15 protein-coding genes and 1 pseudogene are annotated in these 16865 nt (G+C 53.9%); 11 read left to right on the forward strand and 5 right to left on the reverse strand.

The annotated features are described in order from the left end of the window. Positions 1-201: 201 nt before the first annotated feature. The 6 genes from H5P17_RS25320 (at position 202) to tehA (ending at position 7142) form a co-directional block, all read left to right on the forward strand. Positions 202-978, forward strand: a complete 777-nt coding sequence (locus tag H5P17_RS25320) for a molecular chaperone (RefSeq protein ID WP_182825776.1) — start codon at positions 202-204, stop codon at positions 976-978. Beyond that, positions 968-3364: a fimbria/pilus outer membrane usher protein gene (locus H5P17_RS25325; RefSeq protein WP_182825778.1), complete on the forward strand. Its 2397-nt coding sequence runs from the start codon at positions 968-970 to the stop codon at positions 3362-3364. The genes H5P17_RS25320 and H5P17_RS25325 overlap by 11 nt, the downstream gene beginning before the upstream one ends. A gap of 47 nt (positions 3365-3411) precedes the next feature. Continuing rightward, positions 3412-4467: a spore coat U domain-containing protein gene (locus H5P17_RS25330; protein ID WP_255477997.1), complete on the forward strand. Its 1056-nt coding sequence runs from the start codon at positions 3412-3414 to the stop codon at positions 4465-4467. A 49-nt stretch (positions 4468-4516) separates the two neighbouring features. Continuing rightward, positions 4517-5029 (forward strand): spore coat U domain-containing protein, encoded by a 513-nt coding sequence (locus H5P17_RS25335; protein ID WP_220496965.1) that lies wholly within the window; start codon positions 4517-4519, stop codon positions 5027-5029. A gap of 64 nt (positions 5030-5093) precedes the next feature. Beyond that, on the forward strand, positions 5094-5957 hold the full coding sequence (locus H5P17_RS25340) for a transposase (protein WP_044551182.1): 864 nt from the start codon (positions 5094-5096) through the stop codon (positions 5955-5957). Positions 5958-6155: 198 nt separating this feature from the next. Next, positions 6156-7142, forward strand: coding sequence for a dicarboxylate transporter/tellurite-resistance protein TehA (tehA, locus tag H5P17_RS25345; protein ID WP_182825781.1), 987 nt, complete (start codon positions 6156-6158; stop codon positions 7140-7142). A 16-nt stretch (positions 7143-7158) separates the two neighbouring features. Here the strand turns inward: tehA and H5P17_RS25350 are convergent, their stop codons facing one another. Further along, positions 7159-8055 (reverse strand): LysR family transcriptional regulator, encoded by an 897-nt coding sequence (locus tag H5P17_RS25350; RefSeq protein WP_044551186.1) that lies wholly within the window; start codon positions 8053-8055, stop codon positions 7159-7161. Positions 8056-8140: 85 nt separating this feature from the next. Here H5P17_RS25350 and H5P17_RS25355 point away from each other — a divergent pair, with 85 nt between their 5' ends. Next, a complete protein-coding gene (locus H5P17_RS25355; RefSeq protein WP_182825782.1) occupies positions 8141-8914 on the forward strand; it encodes an NAD(P)H-dependent oxidoreductase in 774 nt (257 codons plus the stop codon). Between the two features lie 73 nt (positions 8915-8987). Here H5P17_RS25355 and H5P17_RS25360 read toward each other — a convergent pair whose 3' ends face one another. Continuing rightward, the gene (locus tag H5P17_RS25360) at positions 8988-10442 is read right to left on the reverse strand and encodes an FAD-binding oxidoreductase (protein ID WP_182825783.1); all 1455 of its coding nucleotides are present in this window, start codon (positions 10440-10442) and stop codon (positions 8988-8990) included. 67 nt (positions 10443-10509) lie between these two features. Next, the gene (locus H5P17_RS25365) at positions 10510-11295 is read right to left on the reverse strand and encodes an SDR family oxidoreductase (RefSeq protein ID WP_182825785.1); all 786 of its coding nucleotides are present in this window, start codon (positions 11293-11295) and stop codon (positions 10510-10512) included. A 19-nt stretch (positions 11296-11314) separates the two neighbouring features. Between H5P17_RS25365 and H5P17_RS25370 the strand changes: the two are divergent. From H5P17_RS25370 to H5P17_RS25385, 4 genes and pseudogenes are all read left to right on the forward strand, one after another. Further along, positions 11315-11812 (forward strand): annotated as a pseudogene (locus H5P17_RS25370) (MFS transporter); the annotation flags it as partial. Between the two features lie 30 nt (positions 11813-11842). Beyond that, complete coding sequence (gene fae, locus H5P17_RS25375; protein ID WP_182825787.1) at positions 11843-12346, forward strand: formaldehyde-activating enzyme; 504 nt, start codon at positions 11843-11845, stop codon at positions 12344-12346. Between the two features lie 10 nt (positions 12347-12356). Beyond that, positions 12357-13403 carry an aldo/keto reductase gene (locus H5P17_RS25380; protein WP_182825789.1) on the forward strand — a complete coding sequence of 349 codons (1047 nt, stop codon included), beginning with the start codon at positions 12357-12359 and terminating at the stop codon, positions 13401-13403. Continuing rightward, the gene (locus H5P17_RS25385; RefSeq protein ID WP_182825790.1) at positions 13400-14851 is read left to right on the forward strand and encodes an NAD-dependent succinate-semialdehyde dehydrogenase; all 1452 of its coding nucleotides are present in this window, start codon (positions 13400-13402) and stop codon (positions 14849-14851) included. The genes H5P17_RS25380 and H5P17_RS25385 overlap by 4 nt, the downstream gene beginning before the upstream one ends. On the opposite strand, the gene H5P17_RS25390 is transcribed toward H5P17_RS25385, so the two are convergent. Both H5P17_RS25390 and H5P17_RS25395 read right to left on the reverse strand, forming a co-directional pair. Then, a complete protein-coding gene (locus H5P17_RS25390) occupies positions 14823-15788 on the reverse strand; it encodes a helix-turn-helix domain-containing GNAT family N-acetyltransferase (protein ID WP_182825792.1) in 966 nt (321 codons plus the stop codon). The genes H5P17_RS25385 and H5P17_RS25390 overlap by 29 nt on opposite strands. Positions 15789-15854: 66 nt before the next feature. Further along, positions 15855-16511 (reverse strand): LuxR C-terminal-related transcriptional regulator, encoded by a 657-nt coding sequence (locus tag H5P17_RS25395; RefSeq protein WP_182825793.1) that lies wholly within the window; start codon positions 16509-16511, stop codon positions 15855-15857. Positions 16512-16865: the final 354 nt, after the last annotated feature.

The raw sequence follows: 16865 nt of genomic DNA on the forward strand, positions 1-16865 counted from the left end.
GGTTATATCTATCAATGAATTGATTTAGGATCGGTTTAAACAAGCTGACACACTCCGTTCATGCCACTATAGTTAGCCCAACAAAAAATACAGAAAATAAAAAATAAAATACCCTACAAATAAAAAATACTCAGTTTAATTACTGCGGTAAAAACCTTTGCGTTTTTTAAAAAAAAACGACTCAAATGGAATGGGAATTTTATGATTTTTAATTTATTTACAACACCTGCCCTAATGATGACAAATAAAGAAACCACGACGCGCGGACTGTGCTTTTGTTTTTGCGCTTCAATGTTTTCTTTATGCCCTGCGCAAGCTGCCTCTCTCAGGATCTCCCCGGTAAATATCGAGATGCAGGCATCTCAGAAAGCAACCTCGTTAAGCCTGACTAACTCAGGCACCGAAGCCGTCAATTTGCAGTTACGCGCATTTTCATGGTCACAGCAAAACGGGCAGGATCGACTCACTGCAACCTCTGAGCTAATGATCAGTCCTCCTGCGGTCACCATCCCTGCGGGAGCCTCTTATACCGTTCGTGTGGCGCGCACTGCCGTGACGCCTGCGCCTTCGGAGTTAAGTTATCGCTTATTGATTGATGAGCTGCCCAAACCGGTTGATCCAAGAACCATCAATCCCGGTATTTCAATGATACTGAGAACATCCCTTCCGGTGTTTGTGGTCGACGACAAAGCCTTTGCCCAACTGGTTTGGCGTACCCGGCAAGACGCCGACGGAATACATACCGAAGTCCAAAACATCGGGAAGCGTCACGCTAAAATCAGCCAGCTCACACTGAGTCTCGACAATGCCTCTATCAGCTTTGGTAAGGGATTAAATAGCTACGTATTGGCAGGTACCTCTCGGCAGTTTACTGCGGGTCAACCCAATGCGCGGGTAAAGCTGGCAAAAGGTAAATCGGTGACCCTGCGCGCTAACGATGGCTATCTACCGATTGCAGAAACGCTTCATGCTCAGTAATCCAACTTCACACCTGCGTTATGGTGCTCGGAATGCGACACTGACCTGCTTGCTGTTCGGTGCTACGCCATGGGTTTGCGCCAGCCAGGTTGAGCCTGGACGCCAATCGCTGCTCTTGGCCATTATCCTCAATGGAACATCCACCGGGGAACTGCTTGCTGTTCAGCGTTTCCCCAATGGGTATTTCAGCGCATCTGCGGGCGATCTGCGCCTCTTACGCATAAAGATCCACGCGACCCTCGCGGATACGGCACCGCAGGTGCTGAATGAATTACCAGGCATTCGCGTGCAATATAATGAAGCGGCGCAAACCCTGGCATTGTCGATTCCAGAGAGCCAACTGAACGCCTACGCGGTCAATATTGGTGAGGCGAACCAGACGCCAGACTTCTCGCAGATGAGCGCAGCGCCGGCGGCTATCCTGAACTACGGCGTTTACCATAGTCGCGCCGAGGGAAAAAACCAGTTGGCTGGCTCAGCGGAGGCCTTATTTACCGGGTCCGCGGGCGTGGTTTCTACCAGTGGATTGTATAACGATAACGGCAACTATAACGGCCGCAAACAGGTGCGCCTTGATAGCTATTGGCGTTATATAGATCCCGAGAGTGTCCGAGCCTATACCGCTGGCGACTTTGTCAGTCACGCCCTCTCATGGAATAGCAGCGTGCGGCTGGCCGGTTTCCAATGGGCCAGCGCCTTTGAACAACGTTCTGATCTGGTCACGGTAGCCTTGCCGGAGTTTTCCAGTTCCGCGGCATTGCCCTCGACCCTGGATTTATTCGTCAACCAACAGAAGGTTTACTCAGGTGCAGTGCCTTCTGGCCCTTTTGACATTAAATCTCTGCCTTATGTCTCGGGGGGCAATGTGACTCTGGTCGCGACCGATGCTACCGGTCGCCAAATCACCACCACGCAACCTTACTACTATACCGCCAGCTTGTTGCAGCCCGAGCTGTTTCAATTCTCTCTGGACGTTGGGGTTCCGCGCTTCAACTATGGCAGCAGAAACGACGATTACGACAATACGCTGTTTGCTGCCAACTCCCTGCGTTATGGCTTAAGCCGCTTTGTGACCCTGGAGAGCCACGGTGAATTTTCAGCCGACGGCTTGGTTAATCTGGGTGCCGCCGTTGCTCAAGGACTGGGAGGCTACGGCGTGGTCAGCAGTGCCTGGTCAGCCAGTCGTTATGAGGACTATGTCGGTCAAAAAGTCAGCCTGAATATTGAGGGCCGGATTGCCGGAGTGCAGATGTATGCCGGTACGGTGCGCACCTTCGAGGACTATTTTGACCTGGCCCGGGTCTCCAATACCCGCCTGGCTCGCAGGAATGCCCCGAGCACAATAGCGAGTGAAACGGAGCACTGGCTGGGCAATTCGGCTCAGGCCAACATTGTCGATCGCCTGGGTTTGACTATGACGCCGTTCGATAGACTGTCAACCAACATGAGCTACAACCGCATCGTCAGTCAGCACGATGAAACGCGAACCCTTAACTTCTCCTTGTCGCGGGCATTGGGCCAAAGCAGCAATCTGTCCGCCAATTTCTACTCGGACCTCGACCATAGCGGCCAGTATGGCATCTTTCTGACGTTCAATATGTTCCTTGGCGGCAACATCAACGCCTCGGCAGGCGTCAGCCGCGACAATGGGATAACCGGTTTCAGTCAACGCATTTCAGGGGTGGCTGACCAACGTCAGGGGGCTATGGGCTGGGGTGTTGCCAATACGGCTTATCAAGGCAGAGACGATCAGCGTAATGCCTATATGAGTTATCGCGCAGGCCTGGCGCAGCTACGCGCACAAATCAATCAGTACGGCTCAGCCACCAGCAGCGAGCTTTCTGCCGAAGGCGCATTTCTGGCCAGTGGCAGTGGCATGTTTGCCACTAACAAAATTGGCGATGCTTACACCATAGTGAAAAATGCCGGCCCGCATGTCGACGTACTCCAGGGAGGGATACGCATGGCGACCACTGACAGTAACGGCAGTGCATTGTTACCCAATATTCGCCCTTATTACAGCCAAAGCGTGTCTATCGACCCTGCGACTTTACCTGATGGTTGGGAAGCTGCTGCTACGGAGCGTACCTCGCTGTCAGGTTATCGCCAGGGCGCCGTGGTTGATTTCGGCAGCAGAATCAACCATGCCGCCATCCTCATTGTGCAGGATCGCCACGGACGCCCTATCCCACCAGGCTATCAGGCACAGCAGGATAGCGGAGAGGCTAGCCTGGTCGGCTATGAAGGACAGATCTACCTGAAAGGTTTACAGGCGCGTAACCGCGTGACCGTCGATATGGGGCCTGCCGGCCTGTGTTCCGTCAATTTCAATTATGACCTTAAGGGTCCGATTCAACCTTTAATTGGCCCCGTGAGGTGTGAGTGAATATGCCATTGTCTTCCCACTTGGTCTCTTCGACATCGCTGTGCAGCATGCCAAAAATACGGTGCTCATACTGCGTAACCGCATTGCTTATAAGCGGTTTACTGGTCACGCCGCCCCCCGTTCAGGCAGAGATTTCATCACCCTCGTGCCAGTTCACCGGCGCTCAGCTCAACCTGGGTAGCTATTCGTCCTCGGCTTCGGTCGACAGCGCTCAAACTATCGGATTCAGCTGCGCCGTGGGTTTTTCATGGGGCGATCCCGATCCGCGTGCAACCTTCAGACTGTGTCTGTATATGGGCGAGGATCCAGGTAACCAATCGGGTTACCAACCCTGGCGCTACCTGAAAAATAATAACGTGACCGGCAGTGGTGAGGCGCATCTGGCCTATAACCTCTATGCCGATCCGTCACACTCGCAAATCCTGATGCCTGAAAATGCCGGCACGCCATTAGTCGTTGACTTTACGCTATCAGCGGGCAACGGCAGTACCTATGTCAGCAGCAATGGCAACATCCCGATTTATGCTCGGATTGCCGGCGGTCAGGGAGCTTTGCCAGCCAATATTTATCACAGCTATAACCCTCCTTTCACTCTGCGCTATCAGGCGGTGAGCGGCGGTACCCCGCCGGCCAACTGCGACGGCGGGTCAGCTACCTTTGCCAGTGGAAGCATTCAAATCATTACACAGGTCACAGACAGCTGCAGCCTGAGCACCCGTGGGGTGAATTTTGGCACCCTGGGGGAGGTTGGCCGGCTTAAAACGGCGAGTTTCGCCGAAGGTGAAGTCACCGTCCAGTGCAGTTCAGGCAAGCCTTACACCCTCTATCTGGGGAGCGGTAACCATCCCTCGTCGGGAGAATACCGACAAATGGCCAACGGTGAGGCTCGCCTTCCTTACCAACTTTATCAGGACCCTGCTCATACCCGCGTTTGGAACGAAACCGGCGGTACTACACAGACTGGCGGTGTAGGTGGCGTCAGTGGCACCGGCAATGGCTCAAGCCAAACGCTGAGGATCTATGGGCTTATTCCGACAGGGACAACCGTGCCCGGTAACGTCGGAACTTATACGGATACGGTGATGGTTACCGTGGCCTATTGAACAGCGATTTCTGCCGTTCGTTATTTATCAATACTCAAAGGGAGTTTTCATGCGCAACACGCTTTTACCTTTCGCTATGCTGTCCAGCTTGATCGCCGCGCCGGCAATGGCCGCCACAACTTCAGCGACACTGACCGTACAGGCGGTAGTTCAGTCTTCCTGCTATCTGGATTCCAATGCGGGTTCAAACCTGGGGAATGCCCTGCTCGATTTCGGTACCCTGACCAACCTTGAAAGCAATGTCGATGCCGCGGCCACCACGGCGGGCTCAGCCTTGTCGATCATTTGCACTGACGGCACCACTTATGACGTAGCTGCAAACCTGGGCAGCAATGCTGACGATCAACAGCGTCAAATGGCAAATGGCAGCAGTCGCCTTCCGTACAATCTGTTCTCGGACAGCGTGCGCAGCACGCAAATCGCTAACGGCACCCCCTTCGCAAGCGGCACGGGTAATGGTTTGTCGCAAAACATCAATATTTATGGCCGGATCCCTGCTGGCACCGCATTGCCGAGCCCGGGAAATTACCTGGATACGGTGACGCTGACCGTGACTTACTAAGAGGGACTAACCGCCTCAGATCCTGCGGCGGTTAATAAGAACAGCGTTGGTTAGGAAAGAAGTCATGAAACAAATATCGGCAACATTGGTTGATTTCACCGCGAGCATGAAACACATATTTCCGCAATTTTTAGAAACGGTGCCCATTCCAATAAAAATGACCCGCTATTACTCAGAAGACAACCTGGCGGAGTTCACCCATGAGTACCGGCATCAGAATAAAAGCATTATCATTTTTTACCTTTCTGACCGTCTAGGGAATCTTGAGCGAGAGAAAAATGTGATAGGTAACTTTCGAATGATCAATCCAAAACAGAAGGGGTTTATCATTACGGGTGGCGATACCGTGATCATTCGAAATCTTATTACCGGCACGCCCTATTTACTGCTACATAAGGACGAACCGACGCCCATTCTTGCCTATTATCTGATGCAGGGGTGTTGCAATCGGTACGCACACAGCCCATTAGTCAACAAAATCAATGAAATGGTGATCCAACCTCCATTGAAAGCACGTGTGCAATATCTCAACGACAAAGAGAAAGCCGTGATGCAAAGCTATTTGCTGGGGATGGACTTGAGCACCATCGCAAAAAAACAGCAATCGCCTAAAAAGACCATTGCCAGCCGTAAGTACAGTGCCATGAGAAAGCTGAGCATTGAGAACAAAATACAGTTAATGCAGTTGGATCCTGAATGGTTGGCGATCACCGAGCCAACCCATGCGCTGGACAGCGATGTTTCACTGACCCATTTAATGCCCAGAAAACGCTTTTCGTCGGCGTTCAAGGTTGCGACCGCAAAATTGGTTATTGAGCAACACCAGACGATAAACCAGGCGGCAAGCCTGAACAAAGTCTCCACCTCCTCGGTGCGAAAATGGGTGGCAGAGCTGAAAAATAACCGGTTGGACCCCGAGCAGGATTAACTTCGATTAACGTCCTTTGGATGACGATGTTGGGGCAGCGGTGATACATGCCAACACCGGGGTTAGCGTCAAAGCCGTTCGCCCCAACATTGTCTCCTCCCTTAACAAGCGCACGGCAGGCCCGTTCCCGATGTTATGTTGCACCTGCACCGCAAACTGGCTAAGATCAATTAAAATTTATTTTAAATATTAAACTAAATGAATAATGTTGTTTTGAGCGACCATCCCCGTTTTCTCGATTTACCCGCAGGCTATTTCGGCATGGTGCTGGGTACCATTGGCGCCGGTTTTGGTTGGCGCTATGCCGCCACCGTCTGGCCCGTTTCTCCGCTTATCGGCGAAAGTTTGGTGGCTTTCGCCATCATGCTTTGGGTGCTGCTGGCGGTGGCTTTTCTGTATCGTTTACTGCGTTTTCCCCACAGCGTAAAGGCTGAAATCGAACATCCGCTCATGAGCAGCTATGTCAGTTTATTCCCGGCAACCACCATTCTGGTCGCCATTGGCGTGGCGCCCTGGTGGCGTTCACTAGCCGTTACGCTGTTCATTATCGGTGCCGTGGCGCAGTTAAGTTATGCCGCCTGGCAAAGTGCCGGGCTGTGGCGTGGCGCACATCCGGTTGAAGCCACTACCCCCGGGCTTTATCTGCCCACGGTCGCCAATAACTTTATCAGTTGCATGGCCTGCGGCGCTTTGGGGTATCACGATTTGGGCCTGCTGTTCCTGGGAGCAGGTATCCTTTCCTGGCTGAGCCTGGAGCCGGCTATTTTGCAAAGGTTTCGCAACCAGGGGGAAATGCCGACGCAGGTCAGACTTTCCCTCGGGATCCAGCTGGCGCCGGCTCTGGTGGCTTGCAGCGCATGGTTGGCAATCAATGGCGGCCAGGCGGACGTCCTGGCCAAGATGCTTTTTGGCTATGGCCTCCTGCAGCTCTTATTTATCATTCGCTTGCTTCCCTGGTATCTGAAAGGCCCTTTCAATGTCTCATTCTGGAGCTTTTCGTTCGGGTTATCCGCCCTCGCTTCCACCGCCCTGCATCTCGGCCATGAAAGCCACGAGGGCGTGCTTTCTGCGCTCGCATTGCCGCTTTTTGTCTTCAGCAATGCCCTGATTGGCTTGTTATTGATCCGCACGCTGATTTTGTTTTTCACGGGCAAGTTGCTGAAATACAGCCAACCGCATGCCTGAAACCGTGCAGATGTATTTATGCAACCGACGAGACAATATGCTCTCGTAGCCATTGATGCGCCGGATCGCGATGGGCACGCTCATGCCATAGCATGGTCATCTCGAACCCCGGCAACTCGACGGGCGGTTCCACCACCTGCAACGCGTTATTATTGCGGACCAGACGTGAAGGCAGCATGGCCACCAGCTCTGAGGTTGCCAACACCGACATTACAAACAGAAAATGCGGCACGGAAAGCACCACTCGCCGGCTTAAACCGGCTTCCGCCAGCACTTTGTCGGTGATACCGAAGAAGCCCCCGCCGTCCGGCGAAACCATTACATGCTCCAGATCGCAGAACTGAGCCAGTGAAGGTGGCTTTTTCAAGCCAGGGTGCCCGGCTCGTCCCACCAGCACGTAGCGTTCGCTGAACAAAATACGTTGTCGCAAATGGGCGGGAGCCCCTTCACGCGTATGAAAGGCCAAATCTATCTCACCCAGCTCCGCCTGCCTGGCGATGCGTGAAGGTACGGTCTCAATTACCGCCAGTCTGCTGTTCGGTGCCGCAGCCCGCAGCCCCATCAACGCCGGCTGAACAATGGTTGACTCGCCATAGTCGAAAGCGGCAACGCGCCAGGTATTTTCGGCCACTTTGGGATCAAAGGGATCTGACGGTGACACTGCACGTTCCAGTGCTTCAAGTGCCTGCCTCAGTGGTTCACGTAACTCATCGCCGCGCGCGGTGGGCCGCATTCCTCGTGGCCCCGGCAACAGCAACGGATCGTTAAAGATGTCTCTGAGTTTGGCCAGATGCACACTGACCGAAGGTTGTGAGAAGTTTAAACGTTGTGCCGCCCGGGTAACGTTATGCTCTGAAAGCAAGGCGTCCAGCGTGACCAGCAGGTTGAGATCCAGCCGTCTGATATTATTCATGCTAATACCTGTAATATTAGAAATTCATTTCTAATATACCTGACGACCGCCTAACCTGCCTTCATCAATCAATGGAGGTTCTACAATGAATGTTTTACTGGTCTACGCGCACCCTGAACCGCAGTCATTAAATGGTTCGCTCAAGGATTTTTCAGTGCAGCGGCTCGAAGCTGCCGGCCATGCGGTGCAAATCTCCGATCTGTATGCCATGCAATGGAAAGCGACGCTCGACGCCAATGACAGCACGGCCCAGCCCGGTGACCGTTTCAATCCGTCGCTCGCTTCCCAGCAGGCTTTTGCTCAGGGTTTACAGAGCCAGGATATTGCACTCGAGCAGGAAAAGCTGCTGTGGGCCGATACGGTGATCTTACAGTTCCCGCTGTGGTGGTTTTCGATGCCGGCAATCCTTAAAGGCTGGGTTGAACGCGTCTATGCCTACGGATTTGCCTATGGCGTCGGCGAGCACTCTGACGCTCGTTGGGGGGATCGTTATGGCGAAGGCACCCTTGCCGGTAAACGCGCGATGCTGATTGTCACTACCGGCGGATGGGAATCGCACTATGCGGCACGCGGCATCAATGGCCCGATAGATGACATTCTGTTCCCTATCCAACATGGCATCCTGCATTATCCCGGTTTCACAGTGCTGCCACCTTTTGTCCTTTATCGTACCGGCCGGGTTGATGAAGCGCGTTATGCCGAAGCCTGCCACGCCCTGGGGCAGCGTCTGGACAATCTGGATCAGACCACGCCGATCCCCTTCCGCTGTCAGAATGCAGGCGAATACGAGATCCCGGCATTGACGCTGAAATCCGACATTGCTCCCGGGCGTAAGGGTTTTAGCGCCCATATTGAATAGTTAAGGAACTCTGAGGTAATCCCAGCGCGGAGAATAAGGCCAAGAAGCCCGGCGAACCGGGCTATAGGCAAGCTTATTTTTCCAGAGGATAAATGGTGCCGGCGTTCATGATGCCGTTGGGATCGTAGACTTCTTTCAACGCCTTCAGGATGTAATAGGCGCTGCCGTGTTCGTCTTTGGTCCAATGTGTACGATGTTTGCCGATGCCGTGGTGGTGCACCATAGAACCGCCCTGTTTTAGGGTTTCTTCGACGATAATCTTGTTCAACGGATTGTGGTACTTGTCGATCTCCTCTTCCGGTTTGCAATCCACCACGTTGTAATCGTAAACGAAGTACATGTTGGTGCCATTGATGTAACTGTGCGAAGAGTGTCCGCCCAGCATGGTGATGTCATCGGCATGCGGGAATTCCGCGCGTATTCTGCGGATCACATTTTCGTAGATGGTATGGATGCTGGCCCAGTCGCTGGAAACTTCGGTGGTGAACCCCATGTTGTTGGTTTTCATGATCTGCAGGCGTTCCGCCTCCACCTTCTCCGGTCCCCAGTTCAGGTTATTGAACCACTGCTCAATCAGCTTACTGTCCACTTTGTGGCATTCTGGGTGGCGTTGCACAATGGCTTCAATGCCTGCTCCTGTCGCCTGCGCAATGCCTTTTGCTCCTTCGGCCATAAAGATCAGCACGCATTTGCCTGCGGCAAAATGGGTAAAGTGTTGGGTACCGTCCTCGACGTCATACAGACGGGCGATTGACGGCCGATAGCCATCGACCATGACTTCCCGCAGGATATCAAAGCCGGTCTGCATATTGTCGAGGGTGTAACCGTAGAACAGGTTGTTTTCCGGCGTGTACTTGAAGATTTTCACCGTCACTTCGGTAATGAAGCACAGTGCCCCTTCATTGCCGATGATCACGTGGCGAATATCAGGCCCGGCGGCACGACGTGGCACATTTTTGATGCGCGTAATCGTGCCGTTCGGGAAGACGGCCTCCAACCCGACCACCATATCTTCAATCGCGCCGTACAGCGTAGAAAGTTGACCGATACTGCGCGTCGCGACCAGGCCGCCCATCTGTGCCAGCGGCTTGGACTGCGGCGAATGTCCGGTAGTGTAACCCTGGGCACGCAGTTGGTTTTCCAGCACTTCCAGCGAGACACCACACTGGGCCGTGGCCTGCATGTTGCGAATATCGATGCTGACGATCTGGTTCAATCCCGAGCCATCCAGCACCACCGAGTTTTTGACCACCGTTTCCAGCCCGCCCTCGGTGGCGGATGCGCCGGTACGCGGTACACAGTTGATGCGATTTTCGTTCATAAACTTCAGCACATCCGCCACCTGCTGGCTATTTCCCAGCTTAACCACGGCTGCCGGCAACGGAAGAGTGAAGACGCCATGAATATCGGCATATTTGCGGAAACGGTCAACGCTGTTTTTCTTCAACGTTTCTTCGTCGGTAATGACCCGCTCAGGGCCCACGATTTCTTTTAAATGAGTGACAATAGCTTCACGAGTCAGAGACATGGTTACTCCTTCCTGATAATAAGAATATAAAAATGTAATTGAGATAAAACGGAAATCGCCCCGCTATTTAACGAACCAAATAACCCCCATCGACCACCAGCAAATGGCCATTAACGTAATTTGATGCCCTGCTGGCTAAAAATACCATTGCCCCCATTAAATCTTGCGTGTCACCCCAGCGGTTGGCAGGAATATGTTCTAATACGCGCCTGTTGGTTTCCGGATTACTTCTGGTTTCTGCGGTAATGTCAGTGGCGTAATAACCCGGTGCAATACCGTTGACCTGAATGTTATATTGCCCCAGTTCATCACAATAAGCCTTGGTAAAACCGGCCAGGGCATGTTTAGTGGCAGAATAAGCCGGAGACCATTGACCGCCAAGATAAGAAAAGAGCGAGCAAATATTGATGATCTTACCCTGCTGGTTGAGGATCATCACTTTGGCGGCTTCGTAGCTCATTTCAAAGGCGGCCGTCAGATTGATGTCGATCATCGGATCCCAGTCGGCACGGCCAAAATCCTGCACCTTGTTCAGTTTGCAGATGCCCGCATTGTTGACCAGAATATCCACGGACCCGAAATGCGCCAGGCATTCGGCGATGACCCTGGCCGGTGCGCCTTTCTCGGTGATGTCCACCTGCATAAAGGCTACGCGCACGCCCTGTTGTTCAATGATTTCACGGGTTTGCCCCTGATCCATCACAAAGCTGGGAATAAACAGATTCGCCCCGGCCTTGGCCAACGCCACGGCAAACGCCTGTCCCAGCCCACTGTTGCCGCCGGTGACAATCGCCGTCTTCCCCTTCAGCGAAAAAAAATCCAGTGAGAACGCATTCAACGCATCTAGTGACATGTCCTGACTCCTTAGCCTGGAAATGTTGCTCAACGGCCTGCTGATCGTCGGGGCGCTGCTCGGTATTTTGCTGACCATGTTCTGTTCACGACGAGGCTTCCTGATCGGTTCCTTCGTGTTCCTTGCGGCCTGCCTGGTATTGCTTAGCCTGATCCCCGCCAGCCAGTCGGCGTGGCTGATCGCGCTGTTTGCAGCTTTCACGCTGGTGATGTCGGCGGTCAGCAACCTGGTCGGCGTTTTTCCCGCGGAAAGTTTCCCTACGGAAGTCCGCTCAATGGGCGTCGGGTTCGCCACGTCAATGAGCCGTCTGGGTTCTGCCATCGGTACCGGCCTGTTGCCACTGGCTATTGTCCACTACGGCATGCCCGCCACCACCGGCATTCTGGCCGTGATCTTGATTATCGGCGCGTTGGTCTCCATCGCCTGGGCGCCAGAAACCAAAGGATTAACCCTGGTGGACGCCAGCCAGGATCCGGCACAGCGCGCAGACAGTGCGTTGGCCGCGACGATTAAATAGCACCATCTGACTGAAAACAGGAGCAATGACGTGGAAATGTATATCGGTGAAGGGTTTGAGGGTAATGGCGTTAACGCCTCGCACATCAATGTTTTGATCGGCCCGCGTCAGGGTGCGGTTGGTCAGGCGTTCTCATCCAGTCTGGCTTCCCCCAGCCAGGGACACAGCCCCTTTATGGTGGTAGTGAAACCCAATGTGCCGACCAAACCTATGACGCTGTATGTCAACAAGGCCGAAATCAGCGGTGAATTGCATGGCAACGCCACCTGGGGTGCCTCCCAGGCGGCCATCGCCAAAGCGGTGGCGGAAGCCCTGCTGGAGGGAGTCCTGCCGCCTGAGGCCGAAGACCAGTGGTGCATCGTGACCGCCAACTGGGTGAATCCGGCCTGTGATGATCTGGACGAGGTGTATCGGAATAACTACCGCGCCTGCAGCCAGGCGATCCATGCGGCGATGAATCAGTTACCCAACCGTAGCCAGCTCGCCCAGGCTCTGCCGCAGCTGACTAATCCCTTTTATACCCCGCGTGCCTGAGGAGAACGCCATGGATTACATCAATCTTGGTCAGTGCGGACTGAAAGTTTCCCGCTTGTGCCTCGGCACCATGAACATGGGCAGCAAACAGTGGAAACCCTGGATTTTTGACGAACAGCAAAGCGAGCCGCTGATACGCCACGCGCTCGAGTGCGGGATCAACTTCATTGACCTGGCGGATTTTTACTCCAGCGGCGCAGGCGAGGAAGTGGTTGGCCGCATCATTGCGCGCGTGGCCCAGCGCGACGAGCTGGTGTTGACCACCAAGGTCGGCTACCCGCTGGGTGGCGGCAGCAATAATCAGGGGCATTCACGCAAGCACATCATGACCAGTATTGACGCCAGCCTACGTCGCCTGGGCACCGATTATGTCGATATTTACATGCTGCACTACTTTGACGTGAACACCCCCGTCGAAGAAACCTGGTCGGCGATGAACGATATCGTCCGAGCAGGCAAAGCGCGGTATGTCGGCGTCTCGACCATGTATGCCTGGCAATTGGCGAAAATCCTGTGGATGTGCGAGCGACAGGGGTTCGTCAAGCCCATCAACATGCAATTGCAGCTCAACTGCGCCTACCGCGAAGAAGAGCGCGAGATGATCCCCTTGTGCCGCGATCAAGGTTTGGGCATTTCGGTGTTCAGCCCCCTGGCTCGGGGGTTATTAAGCTGCGATTTCAACTCGGTGCGAAACCAAACGGATTTCTTCACTCAGGAGATGTATGCCGATGCGGCTTCGCGCAACGTCGCACACTCGGTCAGCCAGGTGGCGACGCTGCGCGGTCTCCCGCCGGCGCAAATTGCTCAGGCCTGGGTGCTCGGTCACCCGGGAGTGGACTGCATGCTGGTCGGCGCCGACACGGTGCAACAGATAGACAGCGCCGTCAGCGCCTTATCGACCCCGCTCAGTGACGACGAACGCTATGAGCTGGAACGCCACTACACCCCCTGCGATGTGATTAACGATTACACCGCAGGCAAACGTATTGCGCGTGAGAGCCGCCCAACCTGCGGTCTGTTTACCCTGGACAATACCGACACAAGGAACATTGCATGACCTCCTATTCTTCCCTGCTACGCAACGGCTGGTATTGCGACGGCCAATGGTGCAGCGCACCACGGCACTATCCCGTAAACAACCCCGCCACCGGCGAGAAACTGGCCGAAGTCGCCCTTGCCGGCGCCGCAGAAACCGAAGCGGCAATTGCGGCAGCCTCGACCGCACTGCCTGCCTGGCGCGCCTTGCCGGCAAAGGCACGCTCACAGATCCTGCAACGCTGGTTTCAACTGATCGTGGCGCATCAGGCCCCGTTGGCCGAGCTGATGGTGGCAGAACAAGGCAAGGTATTGAGCGAAGCCCAGGGGGAAGTGGTTTATGCCGCCAGCTTTATTGAATGGTTTGCCGAGCAGGCCAAGCGCGCCTACGGTCACACCATTCCTGCCACCAAAGCCGGCAACCAAATCCTGACCTTTAAACAGCCGGTTGGCGTCATTGCCGCGATCACGCCGTGGAATTTCCCCTTGGCCATGCTGACGCGCAAGCTCGGCCCCGCGCTGGCAGCCGGGTGTACCGCCGTGATCAAACCGGCCAATGAGACCCCACTTTCCGCCTTTGCGCTGATCGTGCTGGCGGAACAGGCCGGCGTTCCCCCCGGGGTGATTAACGCCGTCTCCGGCGATACCCCGGCGATTGGTACGTCACTGATGGCAAGTTCACAGGTGCGCAAGGTCTCCTTTACCGGTTCGACACCGGTGGGAAAACTGCTGATGCGTCAGGCGGCGGATACGGTGAAAAAACTGTCGCTGGAACTGGGAGGGAACGCCCCCTTTATCGTGTTTGACGATGCGGACCTGAGTGCGGCGGTGGCGGGCGCGATGGCGGCCAAATTCCGTAACAGTGGCCAAACCTGCGTGTGCGTGAATCGCTTCTATATTCAGGACGGCGTTTACGATCGTTTTATCCAGTTATTGACCGAGGCCACCCGGGCATTGAAAGTGGCTCCCGGCATGACGCCCGGAGCCCAGCAAGGGCCGTTAATCCATCTGAAAGCGGTAGAAAAAGTGGAGGCTCACCTGCAGGATGCATTAAGTCAGGGAGCTCGACTGATGTGCGGGGGCGAACGCCACCCGCTCGGGGGAACCTTCTTCCAACCCACGGTATTGGCCGACGCCAACGAACAGATGCGGTTGGCGCATGAAGAAACTTTCGGGCCGCTGGCAGCCTGCTTCCGTTTCCATACCGAAGAAGAAGTGATCTGCAGGGCTAACGACACGCCTTTCGGATTGGCCGCCTATCTCTACACTCGCGACCTGGCGCGTGCGTTCCGTGTCTCGCGCCAGCTGGAAAGCGGTATGGTGGGCATCAATGAAGGCATTATCTCGACCGAGGTGGCGCCCTTTGGCGGCGTCAAAGAGTCTGGCCTGGGCCGTGAGGGCGCGGATGTGGGACTCGAGGAATATCTCGAAACCCAGTATGTCAATTTGGGGCAACTGGGCGGCGAATAAATAGCTGTTCGGTCATCAATTGCCCCCACTGCGTGCCCGGCTGCTCTTCTGCAAGCGCGAAACCGACGCTTTCATAAAGATGTCGGGCCGCATCCAGCCCTTTGAAGGTCCACAGATGGGTTTCGTCAAAGGCATTTTCATCGCAAAAACTGACTGCCCGATTCAGCAACTGGCGGCCAATGCCGCCGCCACGCAAGCTGTCATCGATGATAAATGCGCGCAAGTGAGCGCGGTTGCCCCCCAAGGTTTCGCCATCAATCGAAACCGAGCCGACAATGCGATCGCCCTTCAGCGCGGACCAGGTCTGGTTTAATGGATTCGACAAACGCCCGGCCAGATCGGCCAATGCTGCGCCCACCGCAGCTTCAAAGAAGGCGCCGAACCCCACCGTGCGGGAATAGTATTGCATGTGCATTTCCAGCGTTCTGGCGGTGAAGCCCGGCAGATAACCGCTGACAATCTCGATGGGCGCTGCAGAAACCGGCGTTTCCCCCAAGCGATGTGCTCGCAACGCTGTGGCATAGCTCTGCAGACCATCGGCGATGCCGACGCTGGCGTCTGCCGGCAACTGCGCCAGAGCGGTAAGCACCTGACGATCGGCAAAACGATTGATGCCCGCCAGGGTTTCTCGCCCTTGCGCCGTCAGCCGCAGGATCTTCTCTCTGGCATCTCGCGGGCTGGCCTGCGTTGCCAGCTCACCGGCTTTGATCAGCTTGTTCAGCATGCGGCTGACGCTGGATTTCTCCAGGTTCAGCACGCTGCAAAGCTCGGCGGCGGTATCAACGTGCCGATCGCCTATTTCAATCAACGCATGCACTGCCGATGGCGGCAGGTCGGTTCCTGCCAGGGTATTGCCCATAAATCCCAGCTCACGCACCAAATGGCGCGACGCATCCCTGATCGGGTGTAAATACGGACTTGGTTGGGGGATTGACATGATCGCGGCTCTGATATGGTTGTATTGTGCAACCATATCAGAGTTGTATGCCGAATCAAAGGGGCATTATCGATCGCTCACCTGCGGTTGAGAATCAATGTATGAACGTAATGCATCCTGTACTGAAATCAGATCGCGGGTGTTCTTCAGGCATAATTTCTTCATCGCTGTACGCTTGTGAGTACTGATGGTTTTTACGCTGCGGTTCAATGTTTTTGAGATCTGTAACAGCGTCCTGCCCTGCAGCAAACTGGTCAAAATATTCTTTTCTGAAAAAGTCAAAAGGCTGTATTCAGGCGCGCTGCACACGACTTTACTCATGCGGCAAATATGGCTACTGATATAAGAATCCAACAGCATGGACTGGCCTATATCCCTTGATAGATCATCCAAAGTGCCCCGCTTGTGGACAATCGCGTTGATCAACCCAGGTCCCTGCAACTTGCTAAGGTAAAAAGGGTTAAACTCAGAGAGCAGGATGACTTTTTTAATCAGGCCTTTGGCCTTTGACCGGTATAAAAAATCGAAACAAGAATCTGCATCGCTCATCAAGTCATGGGAGCCGATAATTACGGCTTCAACGTTTCCTTTTTCGACGTTTTGTTTCATTTCCTTTGCAATCTTATTGCAATAAACAATCCGCATGGATGCATCAATGCGCAATAATAACTCTCTTACTCCCAACCAGGTAAAATGACATTTTTCGAGCACCAGAACTGTCATGCAATATTCCTTATGCAGAGTTTTAGAGAATAAATTTAAAATCAGGATTTGTAACCCAACTGACACGCCATTCCCGTCCCGGGAGGAAACACCATGAGGTAGTACAGATATAAATCACCGCTTAACGCGCTACCAATTCTTTTGCGTGAAAAACAGAAATTCCGATATGGAAACAAATTATATTCCCAAAGAAGCAGTTCTGACATCAATAATGAATAGGATAAATCCAAGAAAATAGGCTGGGCGAATTTTTTTGGTTATATATTTATTCTTTTTTAATATATAAATATAAAACAAGGCACCCACTGAACCTGAGAATAATTCATCAGTAAAAGTCCCAATTTACACTTAGAG

Source organism: Serratia sp. OS31, from assembly GCF_014164835.1.
In the GTDB taxonomy this organism is placed as follows: Bacteria; Pseudomonadota; Gammaproteobacteria; order Enterobacterales; family Enterobacteriaceae; genus Serratia; species Serratia liquefaciens_A.